The following is an 18,005-nucleotide window of genomic DNA, read 5'->3' as shown; positions in this document are numbered from 1 at the left end:
ACGTCATAAAAGCGCGATAGACACGTGTCACTTCGACCGGAGGCCGGGCCGTCCGCGAGCCCCGGACCCTCTGTGCCGGACCCTCTGCGCCTGGGCCTCCCCAAGGCGACCCTCATCAACAACATCCCGCCCAACAGGGCTGGTTGACTACGTACGGAGTTCCCATGGCAGGTCGTATTCGTCCCGTTGGTCTGGTCGCCGCATCGACGGCGCTCCTGCTGACCACGGCATGTGGTGGTGCGAGCCTCGGGACCGGCGAGGACGAGCGGAGCGGGCCCGTGAAGATCGGGCTCCTCGTCCCGCGGTCGGGGACCTACAAGGCGCTGGGCGACGACATGAAGCAGGGCTTCGAGCTCTACGTCGCGCGGCACGGCGGCAAGCTGGGCGGCCGCGAGGTGGAGATCGTGGTCGCGGACGAGGGGGAGACGGCCGACTCGGGCAAGGCCGCGGCCGAGAAGCTGGTCAAGCAGGACCGGGTGATCGCGGTCAGCGGAGTGGTCAGCTCGGCCACCATCAACGGGGTCAAGGACCTCTTCGAGACCGGCAAGGTCCCGCTCGTCGGCTCGAACGCCTCGCCCACGACACTGACCGGGACCGAGTACATCTGGCGCACCTCGTACGTCAACGACGAACCGGGCAAGGCGCTCGGCACGTACGTGGCCGAACGAGCGGGCGGCCCCGTCTTCCTGATCGCCGCGGGATATCAGGCGGGCAAGGACGAAGTGGAGGGTTTCAAGTCCACCTTCCTCCCGGCGGGCGGCAAGGTGGCGGGCCAGGAGGTCTACACGCCGTTCCCGGGCACCAAGAACTTCCAGCCGTACCTCGCGCAGATCGAGAAGTCCGGTGCGAAGGCAGTCTTCTGCTTCTACGCCGGCGGCGCGGCCGTCGACTTCGTCAAGCAGTACCGGGACTTCGGACTGGCCGGAAAGATCCCGCTCTACGCGCCCGGCTTCCTCACCGAGGGCGGCGTGCTCAAGGGGCAGGGAGCCGCGGCCGACGGCATCCTCACGGCGCTCAACTACAGCGCCGACCTGGACAACGCCGCCAACAAGGAGTTCGCGCCGGCCTACACGGCCGCCTACGGCTCGGCCCCGACCACCTACGCGATGGCGTCATGGGACGCGGCGCAGGTCCTCGACAAGGCGGTCAAGGCAGCCGGTTCCACGGTGACTTCGGAGTCGGTCAACAAGGCCATCGCCCAGGTCGGGGACGTCGACAGCCCGCGCGGCACCTGGCGGTTCAACGGTGGCGGTACCCCCGTCCAGCCCTGGTACCTGCGCGAGGTCAAGCAGGGCGCCAACACCGTGAGTTCCGAGCTCGTCAGACTGGGCGGCTGACATGGCGGCCGATATGTCCCGATGGCTGGACGGCAACTTCGTCAGCGTCGTCGACGGGGTCGCCTTCGGTCTGCTGCTCTTCACGATCGCGGTCGGACTCTCCCTGGTCTTCGGCATGATGGACGTGCTCAACCTCGCGCACGGCACCCTCTACCTCGCCGGGGCCTACGTCGCCTACGCCCTGTCCGACGGGACCGTGACGGGTCTCCTCCTCGCGCTGCTGGCGGGCGTCCTGGTGGGCACCGCGGGCGGGGCCGCGCTGACCTTCCTCACCCAGCCCCTGGCCCACCGCGGTCACCTGGACCAAGCCGTGCTGACGCTCGGCATCACCTTCATCGTGGCGGACCTCCTCGCCGCCGCCTTCGGCGGAGACGTCCTGCCCACCGACCCGCCGACGGCCCTGCGCGGGACGGTCGGCCTCCTCGGTCACTCCTACCCGGTCTACCGGCTGGTGTTCATCGCCGTCGCGGCCGGCCTCGCGCTCCTGGTGTACCTCGTCTTCGAGCGCAGCTCGCTCGGAGCCCTCGTCCGGGCCACCGTCGCCGACCGGGACATGGTCCGCGCACTCGGCGTCGACATCCGCAAAGTGCTCTACGGGGTCTTCGCGGCCGGCGCCGCCCTGGCGACGGCCGGCGGGGTCCTCGGGGCCCCCATCCTCGGCCCCGGGCCGGGCGTCGACGAGACCGTGCTCGTCCTCTCCCTCGTCGTCGTGGTCGTGGGAGGCCTCGGATCGGTGCGCGGCGCACTCGCCGGGGCGCTCCTGATCGGCCAGGTGCAGACCCTCGGGGTGGCCCTCCTCCCGGAGTACGCCTCCTTCCTCCTCTTCGGCACCATGCTCCTCGTCCTCGTGGTCCGCCCGCAGGGCCTCGTGGCACCGGCGGTCCGCGCATGAGCCCCTCCGCCACCGCCGGCCCCGCCACCGTCGGCCCCGCAACCGCCCTCCCCGCCACCCGCCGGCTGCCGGCGGCCGTGGTCGCCGTCGCCCTCGCCCTGGCCCCCTTCCTGCTCGGCCCGTACGCCGTCGGCACCCTGTCGCGGATCCTGGTGTTCGCCCTCCTCGCGCTCAGCGTGAACCTCCTCACCGGCCTGACCGGTCTGCCGACCCTCGGCCAGTCCGCCTACTTCGGGGTCGGCGCCTACACTGCGGCGATCGTGGCGACGCGGATCACCGACATCGGACCGCTCCAACTCCTCGTCGCCGGGGGCGTCTCCGCCCTGGTGGCGGCCGGGACCGGCTGGCTCGCCGTACGAGCCCGGGGCGTGGTCTTCCTGATGCTCACGCTGGCCATCGGCGAGATCGTCTACAGCGCCGCCGTCAACTGGAAGTCCGTCACGAACGGCACCGACGGGATGTCGGGCATTCCTCCCGTCGTCCCTTTGCCGGGCGTCCCCGCCCTGGAACTCGACGGGCTGGTCTACTTCTATGTCCTGGCCGTGTTCCTGCTGCTCTTCGCGGCGCTCTCCCGCCTGGGTGCGACCTCGTTCGCCCTCGCCCTGCGCGGCATCCGCGACAACGAGCCCCGCATGCGGGCGATCGGCTACCCCACCCAGCGGTACGCCCTGGCCGTCTACAGCGGCGCCGGGGCGCTGGCCGGAGTCGCAGGGGCCCTGTGGGTCTCGGTCCAGCGCTTCGTCTCGCCAGGCGACGCCGGCTTCGAGATCGCCGCGCTGGCCCTGCTGGCCGTGGTCATCGGAGGCTCCGGCTCGATGTGGGGGGCCTGCGCCGGCGCCGCGCTGGTCTGGCTCACCCGCGACTACCTCGGCAACCTCGAAGCCGTCGCGGGCCGCGGTCCCCTGCTGCTCGGACTGCTCTTCGTCATCGCCGTCTACGCGCTGCCCCGAGGACTGGCCGGCGTACGGATCCCGCACAGGCTCACCCGGAAGAGGGCGGCGTGACAGCTCACGATGTACTGCAACTGCGCATGGTGTCGCGGCACTTCGGCTCCTTCCGAGCCCTGGACGAGGTCGACCTGACGGTGCGTCCGGGTGCCCGGCACGCGATCATCGGCCCGAACGGCGCGGGCAAGTCCACGCTCTTCGGCCTGATCTCCGGCACCCTGCGGACCACCGCCGGAACCATCCTCGTCGACGGACGGGACGTGACCCGGCTGCCCGTGCACCGCCGGGTCGGACTCGGGGTGGCGGCCACGTTCCAGCACTCCAGTCTCTTCCTGCGCGAGACGGTGCTGGAGAACGTACTGCTCTCGGTGAACCGCAGGCCCAACCCCCGCTCCCGCTCCCGCGACGCGGCCATCGCGCAGGCGCGCGAACTGCTCGACCGGGTGGGCCTGCCCACCCGGCACGACCTCACGGCCGCCGCCCTCTCGCACGGCGAGCGGCGCCAGCTGGAGGTCGCCGTGGCGCTCGGGACCGCACCCCGGCTGCTCCTCCTGGACGAACCGGCCGCCGGCATGTCGCCGGCCGAGACGGCGCGCCTCACCGAACTGATCGCCGCCCTGCCCGGGGAGATCACCGTGCTCCTCATAGAGCACGACCTCGACATGGTCTTCGAACTCGCCGACACGGTGACGGTCATGCACCTCGGCAGACACCTGAAGACCGGCTCCCCGGACGAGGTGCGCGCCTCCGCCGAGGTCCGGACCGCCTACCTGGGCACCAGCATGGAGGTCACCCCGTGAACCCGCTCCTCCGCATGCGCGGACTGCGCTCCGGCTACGCCGGGGGCGTCGTCCTCGACGGTGTCGACCTGGACCTCGAGGAGGGCGGTACCCTCGCCCTCCTCGGTCGGAACGGGGTCGGGAAGACCACCCTCGTCTCGACCGTCATGGGACTCGTCCGCCCCTACGGGGGCAGCGTGCTCCTCGACGGACGGGAACTGGCCGGAGCCCGCGTCGACGTCATCGCCCGGGCCGGCGTCGGGGTCGTTCCCCAGGGCCGCCGGGTGTTCGCCCCGCTGACCGTGGACGAACACCTGACGATCGCCACGCGGCGCCCGGCGCCCGGACCCTGGAACAGGGCCCGCGTCCTGGACCTGCTGCCACGGCTGGGCGAACGGCTCGGGCACCGGGGCGACCAGCTGTCCGGCGGGGAACAGCAGATGCTCGCGATCGCCCGGGCCCTCCTCGGCAATCCGCGCCTCCTGCTCCTCGACGAGCCCTCCGACGGCCTCGCTCCGGCGATCGTCTCCCAGGTGGGCGAGGTGATCGGCGAGGTGAGCGCGCAGGGCATGTCGGTCGTCCTCGTTGAACAGAACCTGGGCCTCGCCCTCTCCGCCGCCGGGACCGTGGCGGTCATGCGCAAGGGAGTCATCGTCCACCGGTCCACCGGCGCGGAATGCGCCTCCCACCCCGAGGACCTGCGCCGCCTGCTGGGCGTCGACTGACCCCGCGGGCCCAGCGGGGTGCCAAGGAGACGGCCTAGGCGCGGGGCGCGTCGGCTTCCCGGAGGGCGGTGCGGACGCCGGTGACGACCACGGTGATCAGGCAGAGGGCGATGATGGTCTCGGCCCACAGGAAGGCGAACCAGTCCAGCACGCAGCCGATCGGGGGCGTGCCGGGAGCGGTGTTGCGGAACGCCGACAGGGCGAAGAGGGTGGCGGCCATCCATCCGAGGGCCGGCCAGACCAGGCCCTGGCGGCGCGTCGTCAGGTACCAGGTCGCCAGCAGCACGGACGCCGCCAGCGCCCACATCACGATCATCATGAAGGAGGTGAAGACGAGCAGGCTGGCCGATCGGGACAACTTCACCCCCACGAGGGCCTCTTGGCGGGAGCCGGTGGGTGTCGCGGAGACGGAGAAGAGCGTGTCGTTGTTGGAGAACAGCAGCCGCACCGGCACTTCCTTACCGCCGAGTTGTGCCCAGAACCCGATGTCGGTCACGTAGGAGTCGAACGGGTAGTCGCCGATCGATCCGTCCGTGACCGCGACCTGCAGATCCTTGGTCGTGATCCGCTCGTGCGCCTTGAACTCCAGGTCACCGAGGGTCGCCTCGGAGGTCTGGAGGCCCAGATCGGCCACCGGCGCGGCGCCGCCCTCCTCGCCGAGGGCCCCGCGCGGGATGACCCGGACCCGGAGGACCAGCTCTCTGGCGGAGGCGTCGACGCGCTGGACGGAGGCCTGCACGTCCACCCGGTCGCGCGCCGTGGATCCGACCGTGTGGACCGTGTCGATCACCTGCCGCTCGTGGAACTGCAGCCACGACCCGACGGCCACCGCCGCCAGGATCAGGAACGCGATGGGAAGCAGGACGGGCAGCATCGACGCCCCGGAGCGGCTTGGGCGGGCTGGGTCCGGGGGTGGGGCCGTGGGGGCCATGGTGACTCCGGCGAGAGGGGGGAGGGGCTCGTCCGGCCGGGGCAGCGGCCGCGGTGCGATCCTCGCCGACCCGGCCGGAGATCCACCGCATCCGGCCGAGCGTGTCGCCGCCGGTCGGAGCCGGAGGCTCCCCTCGTTGTGCGCCCTCAGGCCACCCGTTATCGTGGAAATGTGCGTTCCGCCCGGATCGCCGGGGTATCGCCCGGTGGGACAGCCGTAGACCGGCAGAGGAACGGGATCACATGGCTGAGCAGAGTTCCCACATCGCCGTGCCGGTTGCGGGCGTCACCATGGCCCTCCTGGCAGCCCTCGGTCCGACGGCGGCGGGTGCCGCACCACCACCCGCCGGCACCACGGGAATCATCGGGCCCGGCGCCACCGCCGCGTCGCGGTTCGTGCCGGGACCCTGCCCCGAACCGCCCGAGCCGATCGAAGCGCTGGCCACCGCACGGTGCGGTGTCCTGGAAGTCCCCGAGAACCGTGACCGTCCCGACGGCCGGACCATCCGGCTGGCCGTGGCGGTCATCCCGTCCGTCTCGGCGGAACCCGCCCCGGACCCCGTGGTGTTCATGGCGGGCGGCCCCGGTGGCGAGGTGTTCGACGACATCCCGTTCCTGGTCTCCTCCGGCTTGAACAAGGACCGGGATCTCGTCGTCATGGCCCAGCGCGGCAATCTCTACGACCAACCCAACCTCGCCTGCCCGGAACTGGATCACTTCTACGCCCGGTCCGTGGGCCTCCCCTCGTACGCGCCGCAGACGGAAGGGCTCATGGCCGACGCGGTGAAGCGGTGCCGGGACCGTCTGACGGCCGACGGGACCGACCTCGGCGCCTACAACAGCACCGAGAACGCGGCCGACTTCGCCGACCTGCGCACCGCACTGGGCTTCAAGCAGTGGAACGTCTACGGCCACTCCTACGGCAGCAACCTGGCCCTGACCTACCTGCGCCTGCACCCTCAGGGCATCCGCGCGGTGGCGCTCGACTCGGCGGCCCCGGCGCAGTTCGTCTCCCTGCCCTTCGCCTGGGCCAACGCCCGGGAGGGTCTCGACAACCTCTTCAAGGCCTGCGAGGCCGAGCCCCGCTGCAAGAGCCGTTACCCGGACCTCGAACGCACCCTGAACGAGCAGGTGCGGAAGCTCGAAGCGAAGCCGCTGACGCTGAACGTCCGTCCGCCGCAGGGCGGAGACCCGGTGAAGGTCGTCCTCGACGGCGGCGCGCTGGTGAACCTGCTGGTCGCCAAGGCGATTCCGTTCGCCGACTTCCCGGCCGCGATCGACGAACTCGCCCGCGGAAACCCCGAGCGCCTGGCCAAGGCCCGCGCCGCCGGCTCGGTCGAGGTGGACGGCCAGACCGCACACGGCCTGACCCAGTCGGTGGTGTGCGGCGAATGGGTACCCGGCCACTCGACCTCCGACGTGCTGAAGGCGGGCCGCGAAGCGTTCCCCGCATGGCCCGAGTCGGCTCAGGCGCAGGCACCCCAACTGCCCTTCCAGGACGAGCTGTGCCGGATCTGGAACGTCCCCGATCGCACCGCCGCCGTACGGGTGCCCACCGTCAGCTCGGTACCGGTCCTCTTCATCAACGGGACGTTCGACATGAAGACCGGAGCCAGTTGGGCCCCCAAGACGGCCCGTACGCTGTCGAATTCGACCACCGTGCAGGTGCCCGGGATCGGGCACTGGGTGGTCCCGCAATCGCCCTGCGCCCAGAAGGTGCTGGCGTCCTTCCTCGCCGATCCGACCGCGCCCGACACCGGCTGCGTGGCGGGGCTGAGGTGGGAACCGTTCACGATCACCCCGGAGTGACGGGGAGGAATGATGGCACGGTCACACGCAGGACGCCTGCGCACCGGGTCGGCCGCAGCGGCCGCCGGGATGCTGATCGCCGGTCTGTACGCGGCGCCGGTGAGTGCGCAGGAGGAGACGCCTTCAGGAGCCGCCGGCACGGTCGCCCGCACCGTAGGCGACGCCGCGTTCACGCCGGGCCCCTGCCCCAAGACGGCGGATCCGGTCGCCGAACTCGACGGAGCCCGCTGCGGCACGCTCACCGTGCCGGAGAACCGCACGAAGCCGGACGGTCGAAAGATCACCCTCGGTGTCGCGATCGTGGCCGCCGAGGCCGCCGAACCGAAACCCGATCCGATCGTGTGGCTCGCCGGCGGACCCGGTGACGACGCGGTCGGGGAGGCGAAGATGGCGATCGGCGGCGGCCTGAACCGGGACCGCGACGTGATCTTCATGTCCCAGCGCGGCACCTACTCGGCCGACCCGGCACTCACCTGCCGCACCATCGACGAGTTCAACGCGCGCGCGACCGGCCTCGTCTACGACGCGCCGTCCACCGAGCGCGAGCACGTCGCGGCCACCAAGGCCTGCCGCGACGAACTGGCGGCGACCGGGGCCGACCTCAGTGCCTACAACGACATCGAGAGCGCCGCCGACTACGCGGACCTGCGAACCGCGCTGGGCCTCAAGGAATGGAACCTGTACGGCATTTCCTACGGCACCCAGCTGGCGCTCGTCACCATGCGCCTGCACCCCGAGGGAATCCGGTCCGTGGGCATCGACGGCATCCTGCCGCCGTCCACCGGAGGTTCGGCCGTGACCTGGGCCGCGGCCAAGCAGGGGTTCGACGGGGTGTTCAAGGCCTGCGCGGAGCAGCCCGACTGCAACCGTCGCTACCCGAACGTGTCGGCCACCTTCGAACGGCTCGTCCGCGAACTCGAAGCCAAGCCCGTCACCACCACCGTGACGCTCCCCGACAGCGAGAAGCAGGTGAAGGTCACCCTGGACGGCGGAGCCCTGGTGAACTGGATGACCGCCGCCACCCACATAGCCCCCCAGGTGCCGATGGCCCTCGACGAACTGGCCAACGGCAAGCCCCAGCGGATCGCCGAGCAGTGGGCGAGCGGCAAGTACAGCCCCCAGGCCATCGGCCGGCTGTCCCACGGGCTCGTCTACGGCGTCTTCTGCAGCGAGTGGACCCCGTACGAGACCCAGGCCGAAGCACTCCGCGCAGGTCAGAAGACCTACCCGTCCTTCCCCGAATCGGTACAGGCCCAGGCCCCCCTGCTGACCTTCCTCCGCCCTGACTGCGACGTCTGGGACGTCCCCGCGGCGCCCGCCTCCATCCGGGACGTCACGCGGAGCGACATCCCCACCCTCGCCATCTCCGGCGGGTTCGACGGCCAGACCGCAGCGTCCAACGGGGCGTACGTGGCCCGCACGCTGCCCAACGCCACCGTCGTCACGATCCCCTACGAGGCCCACGTGGTCTTCGCGTCGTCGAAGTGCGCGCAGGAGATCACCGTCTCCTTCTTCGACACTCCCATGGCGCCGAACACCGACTGCCTCAAGGACCTCAAGCCCCCGGCCTTCGAGATCGCCCCGGACCCCACCTGATGTGGGCAAGGAAGAAGGCGGAAGGAAGAAGGAAGAAGGCGGTGACCATGAAGCGGATGGCGTCCTCGTGCGCCGCCGGGGGCGCCGTGCTCGTGGTGATACTGGCCGGCGCCGCTAACCCGCGGGCCTACGCGACGGGCGGCGACGACCGTGAGAAGCGGAGCACGGAGGTGCTCCGGCAGCTGGTGCCTTCTCCCGACGGCCCGGGCTGTGCGGCAGCCGTCGGTGAGCGGGGACACGTCGTCTGGGAGGCGGGGAGAGGCAAGGCCGATCTGACGACCGGGCGTTCCATCACCCCACGCACCGTCTTCGACATGGCATCCAACTCCAAGCAATTCACCGCGGACGCCGTCCTCTTGCTGTCCGGTCGCCACCAACTGGCCCTGAGCGACCACCTCTCCGATTTCCTCGACGACCCGCCCGCCTGGACGCGCGAGGTCACCCTGGGCGACCTGATGCGGCACACCAGCGGCATCACCGACTACCAGGACCTGCTGGAGGCCAAGGGCATCGAGGTGACGGACCCGGCCGGACAGAAGGAAGCGATCGAGGCCATTCTCGCCTCACAGCCGCAAGAGCCTGCGGGCCGGCGCTTCTCCTACTCCAACTCCAACTACGTCCTCCTGGCGCACGTCGTCGAAAGGGTCACCGGCAAGCCGTTCCCCGCCTTCGTCCAGCAGGAGTTCTTCACCCCGCTGCACCTGCGCATGACCCTGTCTCCGGCGGTGGACGTTCCCGGAAAGGCGAAGTCGTACGACGAGAAGGACGGCTCGTTCACCCCCAACTCCTCTCCTTGGAAACAGTACGGAGACGGGTCCGTTCAAAGCACCCCCGGGGAATTCGTCCGCTGGGCCGACAACTACCGCACCGGTCGCGTCGGTGGAGCGGAACTGCTCGCAGGGGTCACGGCGGACGCGGTGAGCGTGGGCGACGTCCTGCGCCAACGCGGCATCGCGGAAGGGAAGTACGGGGCCGGCATCCTGCTCCTCCCCGACCGGAGCCTGGTCCATCGCGGCGACTGGGAAGGCTTCCACAGCAGCTTCAAGGTGTCCCCGGACCGCGACACGGCCGTCTCCGTCGTGTGCAACGTGGATTCGCCCGATCATTTCCGCGCGGCGAACGAACTGCTGGACATCTGGAAGAAGTGACCGAGGGACCCCTGTGCGCTCAGCGCGCTCGATCGTGGGAGACGCTTCGGCGGTGTGGACGTAGGTATCACCGACGCCGGTCCGTTGTAGGCTCCGGATACGGCCCTTGACCTGCGATGAGCGGGCAGGGAGCAGACATTTCGGGAGCTTCTTCATGATTCGCACCATGTTCAAGTCCAAGATCCACCGGGCCACCGTCACCCAGGCCGACCTGCACTACGTCGGGTCCGTGACCATCGATGCCGATCTCCTCGACGCGGCGGACCTGCTGCCCGGCGAGCTCGTGCACATCGTGGACGTCACCAACGGGGCGCGGCTGGAGACGTACGTCATCAAGGGCGAGCGCGGATCCGGGGTCATCGGGATCAACGGTGCCGCCGCGCACCTCGTGCACCCGGGTGACCTGGTCATCCTCATCAGCTACGGGCAGATGGACGACGCCGAGGCGCGCGTGTTCGAGCCGCGTGTCGTCCACGTCGACGGGGACAATCGCATCATCGAACTGGGTGTGGATCCGTCCGCCCCGGTTCCCGGAACGGACCAGGAGCGCAGCCCCCACGCGGTGGCTGTCTGAGGGGAGCAGGGGCGATGGCGCAGAGCGGGTCGAGCGAATCGATCAAGATCGTGGACGACCGCCCGTCCGGGCGGCTGCTGGCCGTCGAGGACGGGGCGGTGGTCGGAACCATCGCCTACTTCGTGCTCGCCGAGGCGCCCCACGCCCTCGTGGCGGTGCACACCGTCGTCGAGCCGGGGCGCGAGGGCCGCGGGATCGCCGGGAGCCTGGTGAAGGCCTTCTACGGGATCGCGGCCGACGAGGGCGTGCCCGTGGTCCCGCTCTGCCCGTATGCCGCGAGCTGGGCCGCCAAACACCCCGAGCAGGCGCCCGAGGCACCGGCCGGGGTGGTGGCCGCTGCCAAGGCGCAGCTCGACTCGGACTCCGACCTCTGGTGACGTCGCCCGGCGGGCGCCGGGACGCGGACCGGGGGAGGCTGGAGGTATGACACAGCCTCCCGTCCCCGGCCCGGCCCCGGTGCCCAATCCGTTCCCGGATCCGGCGCCGCTGCCCCGGCCCGAGCCGCCGACACCGGGTCCGGTGCCCGAACCCGACCCGGTTCCGCCGCCGCCCGGCCCCGCGCCGCAGCCCGCGCCGGAGCCGTGGAGCTGACGCGGAGCGGCTGACACCGAGCTGCCGAGCCGACGCGGACGGCCGCGCCGGCTCGTACGCCGACGTCAGTCCGTACGGACTTCGGAGCGGTCGCCGCTCCACAGCGTGTGGTACGAGCCATCCCGGTCGGTGCGCCGGTAGGTGTGCGCGCCGAAGAAGTCGCGCTGTCCCTGGGTCAGGGCCGCCGGGAGCCGCTCCGAGCGCAGGGCGTCGTAGTACGCCAGCGAGGCCGCGAAGGCCGGTACCGGGATGCCCTGGCGGACCGCCGCCACCAGCACCTCGCGCCAGTCCTCCTGCGCGGCGCCGATCTCATCGGCGAAGCCGGCGTCCGCCAGCAGGCTGGGCAGCTCCGGGCGGGCGTCGTACGCGGCCCGGATCCGGTCCAGGAACGCGGCGCGGATGATGCAGCCGCCGCGCCACAGCGAGGCCACGGCGCCCGGGTCCACGCCCCAGCCGTACTCCTCGCTGCCGGCCTGGATCTGGTGGAATCCCTGCGTGTACGAGACGATCTTCGAGGCGTACAGGGCCTGCTCCACCTGGGCCGCGAAGGCGTCGGCGGCCTCCGCGGAGAGCGGCTGGGCCTTCGGCCCGGCCAGGCCGCGGGCGGCCGTACGCAGCTCGCCGTGGCCCGAAACCGCGCGGGCGAAGACGGCCTCGGCGATGCCGGACACCGGCACGCCCAGGTCGAGCGCGATCTGCACGGTCCAGCGGCCGGTGCCCTTCTGCTCGGCGGCGTCGGCGACCACGTCCACGAACGGCCGGCCGGTCGCGGCGTCCGTGTGCGCGAGGACCTCGGCGGTGATCTCGATCAGGTACGAGTCCAGCCGGCCCCTGTTCCAGGCGCGGAAGGTCTCGGCGATCTTCGCGGGGGAGTAGCCGGCCACCTCGCGCAGCAGGTGGTAGGCCTCCGCGATCAGCTGCATGTCGGCGTACTCGATGCCGTTGTGCACCATCTTCACGAAGTGTCCGGCGCCGTCGGGGCCCACGTGCGAGGTGCACGGCGTGCCGTCGGCGGCCTTGGCGGAGATCTTCTCCAGCATCGGGCCGAGCGAGGCCCAGGACTCCTCCGATCCGCCGGGCATGATGCTCGGGCCGAGCAGCGCGCCCTCCTCGCCGCCCGAGATCCCGACGCCCACGAAGTGCAGGCCCTGCTCGCGCAGCTCCTTCTCGCGGCGGCGGGTGTCCTCGAAGTGGGCGTTCCCGCCGTCGATGATCACGTCGCCCGGCTCCAGCAGCGGGGCGAACTCGCGGATCACCGCGTCGGTCGGCTCGCCGGCCTTCACCATGATGATGAGGCGGCGCGGGCGCTCCAGCGCGTCCACGAACTCCTTCGCGCTCCCGGCGGCCACGAAGGAGCCCTCGTGGCCGAACTCCTCCACGAGCGCCGTGGTCTTGGCGGTGGTGCGGTTGTGGACGGCGACGGTGAACCCGTTGCGGGCGAAGTTGCGGGCGAGGTTGCTGCCCATCACCGCGAGTCCGGTGACGCCGATCTGGGCCGTGCTGCTGCTCATGTGGGTGCGCTCCTGAGTGCGTCGACAGTGCATTCGATGTGCGGCGGAATGCAGGTACGACGACGCTACCCCGACGGTGATCCTTACCGGCGTCTTACATTCGGCGTTAAATCAACTTCCGCTCGAACGCGTTGTGTTGTGCGCCTTGTCATGCCCCGGTCGTGGCGTTAGGTTGCGAGGTTCCTGATGTCTTCGATGGGGGCTCCCATGGGTGTACGGGGCCGGCACCGCCGGTATCAGCCGAGCAGCATCAACCGTGCTTCGCTCGTCGTGACCGCCGGCGGAGCCGGAATAGCGCTGCCCCTGATCGGAGCCGGCACGGGGCACGCCGCGTCGCTGGACACGTGGAGCAAGGTCGCCGCCTGCGAGTCCACGAGCAACTGGCACATCAACACCGGCAACGGCTATTACGGCGGACTGCAGTTCAGCCAGAGCACCTGGCGCGCCTTCGGCGGAACCGCGTACGCCGCCCGCGCCGATCTGGCCACCAAGGCGCAGCAGATCGCCGTCGCGGAGAAGGTGCTGAAGGGGCAGGGGCCGCAGGCCTGGCCGGTCTGCGGGAAGCAGGCCGGACTGAGCCGCAGCGGCCCGGCGCCCGCGCTCGGCGCCCAGGGCAAGGTGACGGGCCCGGGCAAGGCGACGGCTCCGAAGGTCGCGGCGCAGGCCGCGCCGAAGGCCACTCCGAAGGCCGCCGCTCCCCAAGCCGCGACGCCGCGCCCGGCCGGGGGGTCCGTCCTGCCGAACCCCTACGTCGTCGCTCCCGGCGACTCGCTGTCGGCGATCGCCACCGAGCAGCACGTCGACGGCGGCTGGCAGTCCCTGTACGCGACCAACCGGGCCGTCGTGGGCGGCGATCCGGACCTGATCTTCCCCGGGCAGCGGCTCACCCTGCGCGTCACGGCCGCGCCGCCCGCGCAGAATCCGGAGAAGCCGCCGCGCACGGCCGAGCCGGTGAAGCCCGTGGCACCGGCGAAGCCGGCGGAGCAGGCCGGTTCGAAGCCGGCGAAGCCCGCGGAAAAGCCTGCCGAGAAGCCCGCGGAGAAGCCGCAGACCCCCTCCGGAGCCTTCAGCGCCCCGGTCGACGCGGGCCTCGGCACCGGCTACCACGTCGCGGGTTCGTCCTGGTCCAGCGGCTACCACACCGGGATCGACTTCCCGGTGGCCACCGGCACCACCGTCAAGGCCGTCAGCAGCGGGCAGATCGTCTCAGCGGGCTGGGCCGGTGCGTACGGATACCAGGTCGTCATCCGGCACACCGACGGCCGGTACTCCCAGTACGCGCACCTCTCGGCGGTCTCGGTCAAAGCCGGCTCGGCGGTCTCCGGCGGGCAGCGCATCGGCCGTTCCGGGGCGACGGGGAACGTGACCGGGCCGCACCTGCACTTCGAGATGCGCACGGGACCCGGCTACGGCACCGACATCGACCCGCTGCGGTACCTGCGGTCCCACGGAGTCAGCATCTGAAGCCGGGGCCGCTGAAGCCGGGGTCCCGCCCACCGCGGGGGTCCCGGCCACCGCCGGGGCCCCGGCCGGCGATAGCGTCCCGGCCGCCGAGGGAGCCGGGACCGGCACGGGTCCCGACGGTACGGGCACCCGCGCCTCCCGGGGTGCGACGGTGAGCAGGACGAGCCCGGTCGCCGCCGCCGCCGCGCTCACCAGCGCCGCGGCGACGCCGGCCGCCCCGTAGCGGAAGCCCTCGTCGAACAGCGCGATGCCGACCGCCGCCGCGACCACGGGGTTGGCCACCGTCACGGTGGCCAGCGGGGCGGTCAGCCCGGCGCCGCGGTAGGCCGCCTGCGACAGCAGCAGTCCGGCGGCGGCCAGCGCGGCGATCGCGGTCAGCTCCGGCCACAGCGTGACCAGCGCGTCCGGTGCGAAGCTCTCGGCCACCGACTTCGTGAACACCGAGGCCATCCCGAAGGCGGCTCCGGCGGCCGTGGCCAGCAGCACGCTGTGCGCGGTGACCCGCCGCACCCGGCGCGCGGCCAGGAACAGTACGGACACCAGGGCCCCGGTCGCGGTCAGGAGCAGGCTCTGCTCCCCGCCCGACAGGGACTGCTCGGCCCGCCCGCCGCCGCCCGTCAGGGCCAGCAGCCCGGCCAGCCCGGCCGTCGCCAGGACCGCCCCGCGCCACGCGGCGGCTCCCGCCCGCCGCCGTACGAACACGGCCGCCATCGGGAGCGCGAAGACGATGGTGAGAGCGCCCAGCGGCTGCACCAGGCTCAGCGGCCCGTAGGCGAGCGCCACCACGTGCAGCAGGGCCCCGAGGCCGTTCAGCGCGATCGCGCCGTACCAGGCGGGCCGGCGCACCGGGGCGTACGACCGGCCGGTGGAGGCGGCCGCGACCCGCTCCTGGACGATCGCTCCGGCCGCGTACGCCACGGCGGACACCAGGCACAGCAGGACCGAAAAGGCTAGGGCGCTCATAAAAGTCACAATGCCCGAGTCCGGAGAGCTATTCCTCCCCCTCAAGGTGGGGACGGGTAAGCCCTTGGGCGTACTCCGAACGCAGTAGCCGGGAGCGGGGAAGTGCGTTTGTCTTCCCGTGTGGGGGATCCGTACACTAGCCCTTTTGGGGACTTCCGCATCCGGCGGACGCGGACGACTGATCAAGGAACGCAGCGGGTATGACGGTGACCGAAGACAGCCAGGAGCAGGGCCACGCCTTCGGGCCGGGCATCGACCCCGACCGCCTGGCCCTCTGCCTCAGTGTGCTCGACGAGCTCGACAAGCTCGACGTCGACCACCCGGACGCGATCACCGTGCGCCGCGCCACCGCCGGTCTGTACCGGACGGTCAAGCAGCGCCGCCGCCAGGACCGCCGCGCCGCCAAGACCGCCAACGACAAGGCCGTCACCGAGGCGACCGCGACCGGCTCCGCCGAGCGCATCGACGACGAGACCGAGGGCCTGCTGCCCTCCTCGGTCACGGAGACCGGCCGGATCGCCGGAATTCTCCAGCGCCCGCGCTCCTGCTACGTCTGCAAGGCGCGGTACGTCGAGGTCGACTACTTCTACCACCAGCTCTGCCCGAGCTGCGCCGTCGAGAACCGGACCAAGCGGGAAGCCCGTGCCGACCTCGCCGGCAAGCGCGCGCTGCTCACCGGCGGCCGGGCCAAGATCGGCATGTACATCGCGCTGAGGCTGCTGCGCGACGGCGCGCACACCACGATCACCACCCGCTTCCCCAAGGACGCCATCCGCCGCTTCAAGGCGATGGACGACTCGGCGGACTGGATGCACCGCCTGGAGGTCGTCGGCATCGACCTGCGCGACCCGGCCCAGTCGGTGGCCCTCGCCGAGCAGGTGGCCGCGGCCGGCCCGCTCGACATCCTGATCAACAACGCGACGCAGACCGTGCGCCGCCTGCCCAGTGCCTACGCGGCGCTGGTCGAGGGGGAGGGCGCTCCGCTTCCGGCCGGCGAGCTCCCGGCCCACCACGTCATCGGGGCCTTCAACTCCGGCGCGGTCGACGGCCTGGCGGCGCTGCCCATCGGCGTGAGCGGGCTCGAGGCGCAGAAGGTCGCCGACCTCGCCCTGGTCGCGGGCAATGCCAGCCTGGAGCGACACCTGGCCGGCACCGCCATCGACGCGGGCGGCCTGCTGCCCGACGTCGTCGACAGCAACACCTGGGTGCAGACCATCGACCAGATCTCCCCGGTGGAGCTGCTCGAGACCCAGCTGTGCAACTACACGTCGCCGTTCATCCTGATCAGTGCGCTCAGGCCGTCCATGGCCGAAGCCGCCCGAAAGGCGGCGGGTGGACGGGCGTACGTCGTGAACGTCTCGGCGATGGAGGGCGTCTTCAGCCGCGGCTACAAGGGCGCGGGGCACCCGAACACCAACGCGGCCAAGGCCGCGATGAACATGGTGACCCGGACCAGCGGCCAGGAGATGTTCCAGACCGACCGGATCCTGATGACCTCGGTCGACACCGGCTGGATCACGGACGAGCGCCCGCACTTCGACAAGCTCCGCCTCGCCGAGGAGGGCTTCCACGCCCCCCTCGACCTGGTCGACGGCGCGGCCCGGGTCTACGACCCGATCGTCCGCGGCGAGCTCGGCGAGGACCTGTTCGGGGTCTTCCTCAAGGACTACGCGCCCGCCAACTGGTAGGCCCACCCCGACTCATCCGAGCGCCCCCGGCCCCTCTCCTCGCGAGAGGGGCCGGGGGCGCTCCCCGTTCAGACGGTACGGCCGTAGGCCCCCGCCGCGACCAGTTCCAGGACCGGGCGCCAGTCCTCCAGCACGCCCGCGTCCAGGCCCGCGGAGCGGCCCGCCTCCGCCGCGTGCCCGAGGGACTCCGCGTCGGGGTCGGACCCGGGACCCGGCGCCCCCGGTCCGTGGAGCCGTACGAGCCGGGCCACCCGCTCGCCCAGCAGAGGGCGGATCGCCTCCGCGGGGTGGTGGATCAGCAGCCCCGCGACCTGCAGTTCCTTGTCGAAGGGGTGGGATCGGCGCAGCAGCGCGGCGACCCGCAGCCCATGCCCGTCGCCGTGCCCGCGCAGCAGGTCCATCAGCTCCCCGACGCTCCCGACGGCCACCGGCACCTCGGACTTCGCCACTGTCGTTCCCTCCGTCGCCGACCGCGTATCACCCGTATGGCGCCGTCGAGCAGATCAGTCGTACGCGACGCGCCGACGTGCGAGGTGATGAACTCGTGGCGAAAACAAGCTTTCCGGAGTGGATTTTACTATTCTATCGAGCGGGGGTGCGCTCATATGTGTACTCTGATCGCCAAGAGAGCCCCACACGGGCCCTCGCTCCACCACGGCGCCACCGCGTCCGGAAACCCTTTTCATCCCGCACCGGCGCGCGGCTAGCCCGCCGGGTTACGCGACACGAAGGAGTGCGCGGTGACACCAGAACTGACGACGACGGACCAGGCCACCAGGGAACGGACGGGGTCGCGGAGCGGCAAGCACCCCGAGACCCTCGGCAACCTGGAGGTCTGGGCCCGGTCCGCTCCGATTCGACTGGCCGGCTACGAGGACGACCTCGCGGAGCCGCACATCCTGCCCGGCATCGACTGATCGCGCGTCGGTCGGACCGCGAGCGGTCGGACAGACGCATACGGCGCGGTCCGCCCGTCGTCCCGGAGTCAGGGCCCGGGACGACGGGCGGCGGCTGTCCGCCCCGTGTCGCCGCAATGCCGGACGGCGCCCGG

The 18,005-nt window shown here is 71.5% G+C and carries 16 protein-coding genes and 1 pseudogene; 13 read left to right on the top strand and 4 right to left on the bottom strand.

Annotated features, from left to right (window positions below; genetic code table 11):
• The first annotated feature begins 164 nt into the window (after positions 1–164).
• From ACFYYB_RS03145 to ACFYYB_RS03125, 5 genes are read left to right on the top strand one after another with little or no spacing between them, the layout of a single operon-like run.
• On the top strand, positions 165–1,337 hold the full coding sequence (locus ACFYYB_RS03145) for an ABC transporter substrate-binding protein (protein WP_389432914.1): 1,173 nt from the start codon (positions 165–167) through the stop codon (positions 1,335–1,337).
• Positions 1,338–1,350: 13 nt separating this feature from the next.
• Positions 1,351–2,229 (top strand): branched-chain amino acid ABC transporter permease, encoded by an 879-nt coding sequence (locus ACFYYB_RS03140; protein WP_389432913.1) that lies wholly within the window; start codon positions 1,351–1,353, stop codon positions 2,227–2,229.
• Positions 2,226–3,233: a branched-chain amino acid ABC transporter permease gene (locus tag ACFYYB_RS03135; RefSeq protein ID WP_389432912.1), complete on the top strand. Its 1,008-nt coding sequence runs from the start codon at positions 2,226–2,228 to the stop codon at positions 3,231–3,233. Before ACFYYB_RS03140 ends, ACFYYB_RS03135 begins: the two co-directional genes overlap by 4 nt.
• Positions 3,230–3,976: an ABC transporter ATP-binding protein gene (locus ACFYYB_RS03130; protein WP_389432911.1), complete on the top strand. Its 747-nt coding sequence runs from the start codon at positions 3,230–3,232 to the stop codon at positions 3,974–3,976. Before ACFYYB_RS03135 ends, ACFYYB_RS03130 begins: the two co-directional genes overlap by 4 nt.
• Positions 3,973–4,680, top strand: a complete 708-nt coding sequence (locus tag ACFYYB_RS03125; RefSeq protein ID WP_389432910.1) for an ABC transporter ATP-binding protein — start codon at positions 3,973–3,975, stop codon at positions 4,678–4,680. Before ACFYYB_RS03130 ends, ACFYYB_RS03125 begins: the two co-directional genes overlap by 4 nt.
• 34 nt (positions 4,681–4,714) lie before the next feature.
• Here the strand turns inward: ACFYYB_RS03125 and ACFYYB_RS03120 are convergent, their stop codons facing one another.
• Positions 4,715–5,554 carry a DUF4436 family protein gene (locus tag ACFYYB_RS03120; RefSeq protein WP_389432909.1) on the bottom strand — a complete coding sequence of 280 codons (840 nt, stop codon included), beginning with the start codon at positions 5,552–5,554 and terminating at the stop codon, positions 4,715–4,717.
• A 299-nt stretch (positions 5,555–5,853) separates the two neighbouring features.
• Here ACFYYB_RS03120 and ACFYYB_RS03115 point away from each other — a divergent pair, with 299 nt between their 5' ends.
• From ACFYYB_RS03115 to ACFYYB_RS03095, 5 genes are all read left to right on the top strand, one after another.
• The gene (locus tag ACFYYB_RS03115; protein WP_389432908.1) at positions 5,854–7,419 is read left to right on the top strand and encodes an alpha/beta fold hydrolase; all 1,566 of its coding nucleotides are present in this window, start codon (positions 5,854–5,856) and stop codon (positions 7,417–7,419) included.
• A 12-nt stretch (positions 7,420–7,431) separates the two neighbouring features.
• Positions 7,432–9,015 (top strand): alpha/beta fold hydrolase, encoded by a 1,584-nt coding sequence (locus tag ACFYYB_RS03110; RefSeq protein WP_389432907.1) that lies wholly within the window; start codon positions 7,432–7,434, stop codon positions 9,013–9,015.
• Positions 9,016–9,062: 47 nt separating this feature from the next.
• Positions 9,063–10,163, top strand: coding sequence for a serine hydrolase domain-containing protein (locus ACFYYB_RS03105; protein ID WP_389433451.1), 1,101 nt, complete (start codon positions 9,063–9,065; stop codon positions 10,161–10,163).
• A gap of 154 nt (positions 10,164–10,317) precedes the next feature.
• Complete coding sequence (gene panD, locus ACFYYB_RS03100; RefSeq protein WP_389432906.1) at positions 10,318–10,737, top strand: aspartate 1-decarboxylase; 420 nt, start codon at positions 10,318–10,320, stop codon at positions 10,735–10,737.
• 14 nt (positions 10,738–10,751) lie between these two features.
• Positions 10,752–11,114, top strand: coding sequence for a GNAT family N-acetyltransferase (locus ACFYYB_RS03095; protein WP_389432905.1), 363 nt, complete (start codon positions 10,752–10,754; stop codon positions 11,112–11,114).
• A 279-nt stretch (positions 11,115–11,393) separates the two neighbouring features.
• Here ACFYYB_RS03095 and gndA read toward each other — a convergent pair whose 3' ends face one another.
• Positions 11,394–12,839 carry an NADP-dependent phosphogluconate dehydrogenase gene (gndA, locus tag ACFYYB_RS03090; protein WP_389432904.1) on the bottom strand — a complete coding sequence of 482 codons (1,446 nt, stop codon included), beginning with the start codon at positions 12,837–12,839 and terminating at the stop codon, positions 11,394–11,396.
• 207 nt (positions 12,840–13,046) lie between these two features.
• Between gndA and ACFYYB_RS03085 the strand changes: the two genes are divergently transcribed.
• Positions 13,047–14,303, top strand: a complete 1,257-nt coding sequence (locus ACFYYB_RS03085) for a transglycosylase family protein (protein WP_389432903.1) — start codon at positions 13,047–13,049, stop codon at positions 14,301–14,303.
• A 186-nt stretch (positions 14,304–14,489) separates the two neighbouring features.
• On the opposite strand, the pseudogene ACFYYB_RS03080 reads toward ACFYYB_RS03085, so the two are convergent.
• A pseudogene (locus ACFYYB_RS03080) lies at positions 14,490–15,266 on the bottom strand (DMT family transporter); the annotation flags it as partial.
• Between the two features lie 200 nt (positions 15,267–15,466).
• On the opposite strand from ACFYYB_RS03080, the gene ACFYYB_RS03075 reads away from it, so the two are divergent.
• Positions 15,467–16,954, top strand: coding sequence for an SDR family NAD(P)-dependent oxidoreductase (locus ACFYYB_RS03075; protein WP_389432902.1), 1,488 nt, complete (start codon positions 15,467–15,469; stop codon positions 16,952–16,954).
• A gap of 68 nt (positions 16,955–17,022) precedes the next feature.
• Here ACFYYB_RS03075 and ACFYYB_RS03070 read toward each other — a convergent pair whose 3' ends face one another.
• Positions 17,023–17,382, bottom strand: coding sequence for a hypothetical protein (locus tag ACFYYB_RS03070; RefSeq protein ID WP_389433450.1), 360 nt, complete (start codon positions 17,380–17,382; stop codon positions 17,023–17,025).
• A 312-nt stretch (positions 17,383–17,694) separates the two neighbouring features.
• Here ACFYYB_RS03070 and ACFYYB_RS03065 point away from each other — a divergent pair, with 312 nt between their 5' ends.
• Positions 17,695–17,871: a hypothetical protein gene (locus tag ACFYYB_RS03065; RefSeq protein ID WP_389432901.1), complete on the top strand. Its 177-nt coding sequence runs from the start codon at positions 17,695–17,697 to the stop codon at positions 17,869–17,871.
• Positions 17,872–18,005 lie beyond the last annotated feature (134 nt).

Source organism: Streptomyces sp. NPDC002886, assembly GCF_042888445.1.
In the GTDB taxonomy this organism is placed as follows: Bacteria; Actinomycetota; Actinomycetes; order Streptomycetales; family Streptomycetaceae; genus Streptomyces.
Note: the sequence above shows the minus strand (reverse complement) of the source record. Positions and strands in the feature narration are given on the sequence as shown.

What these genes read in the sequence shown, in the direction of transcription:
- ACFYYB_RS03075 (WP_389432902.1), top strand. Translation starts at nt 15,467, where the DNA reads ATGACGGTGACCGAAGACAGCCAGGAGCAGGGCCACGCCTTCGGGCCG.
- ACFYYB_RS03135 (WP_389432912.1), top strand. Translation starts at nt 2,226, where the DNA reads ATGAGCCCCTCCGCCACCGCCGGCCCCGCCACCGTCGGCCCCGCAACC.
- ACFYYB_RS03105 (WP_389433451.1), top strand. Translation starts at nt 9,063, where the DNA reads ATGAAGCGGATGGCGTCCTCGTGCGCCGCCGGGGGCGCCGTGCTCGTG.
- ACFYYB_RS03115 (WP_389432908.1), top strand. Translation starts at nt 5,854, where the DNA reads ATGGCTGAGCAGAGTTCCCACATCGCCGTGCCGGTTGCGGGCGTCACC.
- gndA (WP_389432904.1), bottom strand. Translation starts at nt 12,839, where the DNA reads ATGAGCAGCAGCACGGCCCAGATCGGCGTCACCGGACTCGCGGTGATG.
- ACFYYB_RS03145 (WP_389432914.1), top strand. Translation starts at nt 165, where the DNA reads ATGGCAGGTCGTATTCGTCCCGTTGGTCTGGTCGCCGCATCGACGGCG.
- ACFYYB_RS03120 (WP_389432909.1), bottom strand. Translation starts at nt 5,554, where the DNA reads ATGCTGCCCGTCCTGCTTCCCATCGCGTTCCTGATCCTGGCGGCGGTG.
- ACFYYB_RS03140 (WP_389432913.1), top strand. Translation starts at nt 1,351, where the DNA reads ATGTCCCGATGGCTGGACGGCAACTTCGTCAGCGTCGTCGACGGGGTC.
- panD (WP_389432906.1), top strand. Translation starts at nt 10,318, where the DNA reads ATGATTCGCACCATGTTCAAGTCCAAGATCCACCGGGCCACCGTCACC.
- ACFYYB_RS03085 (WP_389432903.1), top strand. Translation starts at nt 13,047, where the DNA reads ATGGGTGTACGGGGCCGGCACCGCCGGTATCAGCCGAGCAGCATCAAC.
- ACFYYB_RS03110 (WP_389432907.1), top strand. Translation starts at nt 7,432, where the DNA reads ATGGCACGGTCACACGCAGGACGCCTGCGCACCGGGTCGGCCGCAGCG.
- ACFYYB_RS03095 (WP_389432905.1), top strand. Translation starts at nt 10,752, where the DNA reads ATGGCGCAGAGCGGGTCGAGCGAATCGATCAAGATCGTGGACGACCGC.